This is a genomic window from Hydrogenivirga sp. 128-5-R1-1 (genome assembly GCF_000171895.1).
Genome location: NZ_ABHJ01000320.1, coordinates 1 through 1,552, shown reverse-complemented (window position 1 = coordinate 1,552; position 1,552 = coordinate 1). Strand labels below are relative to the sequence as shown.

The 1,552-nt window shown below is 31.2% G+C and carries 3 protein-coding genes; all 3 read left to right on the top strand.

Annotated elements, in window-relative coordinates:
• A partial coding sequence (locus tag HG1285_RS02005) for a F0F1 ATP synthase subunit A (RefSeq protein WP_008289243.1) occupies positions 1 to 575 on the top strand: 575 nt, incomplete at its 5' end.
• A gap of 15 nt (positions 576 to 590) precedes the next feature.
• The gene (gene atpE, locus HG1285_RS02010; protein ID WP_008289242.1) at positions 591 to 857 is read left to right on the top strand and encodes an ATP synthase F0 subunit C; all 267 of its coding nucleotides are present in this window, start codon (positions 591 to 593) and stop codon (positions 855 to 857) included.
• Positions 858 to 864: 7 nt separating this feature from the next.
• Positions 865 to 1,552, top strand: a 688-nt coding sequence (locus HG1285_RS02015; RefSeq protein ID WP_008289241.1) for a hypothetical protein, incomplete at its 3' end; no start/stop codon positions are given.

The window sequence follows — 1,552 nt, the reverse complement described above, 5'->3', positions numbered from 1 at the left end:
TAAAAAATCCATCAATAAAGCAGGTTTTTATAGAAACTGTTATAGTTGCAATGGCACGGCAGATTAGAGATTTTTCAAATATGCCCATATCTCCATTTTTTAACCTTATAGCAACAATGTGGATATTTGTAGTTTTTTCAAATCTTATGGGAATGATACCCGGATTTCACACCCCTACAGGAAATCTCTCAGCTGTTGCAGGACTTTCAACAATAACATTTTTTTCTGTTTTTTACTACGGAATAAAATTTCATGGATTTTCATATCTAAAAAGATTTTTTGAACCTATTTTTATCCTATTTCCTTTAAATATAATAGGAGAATTTGGAAGAATTATATCTCTAACTTTCAGGCTTTTTGGAAATATGCTTGGATGGGATTTAATTATAGCAATGCTTGTTTTACTTACAGGACTTTTAGTTCCAGTTCCTATGATGCTTTTTAATATAGTTGGTGATTTAATACAGGCTTATCTATTTGGCGTGTTAACCCTTGCATATATTGTTGCAGGTTTAAAGGTTGAAGAGTTAGATAAAAAGTTATCATACTTAAAAGAAAACTGGTATGAACTATAAAAAGGAGGGTTTTAAATGGATGCACTGGCAATTGTAGCTGCAGTTTCAATCTTAACAGCAGGACTTACAATAGCAATTGGCGGAATTATGCCGTCAAGAGGAGAAGGTGAAGCGTTAACTAAAGCCATAGAATCTGTGGCAAGACAACCTGAACAATCCAACACAATTATAAGGCTGTTTTTCATAGGTGCAGCTGTTGTTGAATCTGTTGCCATTTACTCTCTGGTTATAGCTTTAATTATATTATTTGCAAATCCATTTATACATCTTTTTACAAAATAGGTGAAAAATGAAAGTTGATATCCTTACCTATTTATTTGAAATAATAAACTTTTTTGTACTCCTCTGGATTTTAAAAAAACTGCTTTACAACCCTATAATATCTGTTTTAAAGAAAAGAAAGGATTATATAGATGAAAACATAAGAAAAGCTGAAGAAGCAGAAAGTAAATATCAAAGGCTTCAAAAACAGTACGAAGAGCTTTTAAAAGAGATAGAAGAAACAAGAAAATCAAAACTTGCTCAGATTACACAGGAGATTGAAAAGGAAAAAGAAAATCTATACCGGCAGATAAGAAGGGAGCTTGACGCAGAAAGACAGAAATTTTTAGAATCTTTGGAAACTGAAAAAAAAGAAGTTCTTACAGAAATTAAAGAAGAAACAATTAAAACAACTCTTAAACTTGTTTCAAAAATGCTTTATAACTTTGCAGATAATCATTTACATAAAAAACTTTTAGACCTTGCAGTTGAAGGGATAAAAAATATAGATATAGAAGAACGAGATAATATTGCACAGGAGCTTAAAGAACATCCTGTTATTAATGTGGAAACTGCTTACCTTTTAGATAATGAGGATATACTAAAAATCAAAAATGCAATAAAGGAAACGCTGGGAGTAGAAATACAGGTTAATCAAACTGAAAAAAAGGAACTGATAGCAGGTGTTAAGCTTCACATAGCATCAAAGCTCATAG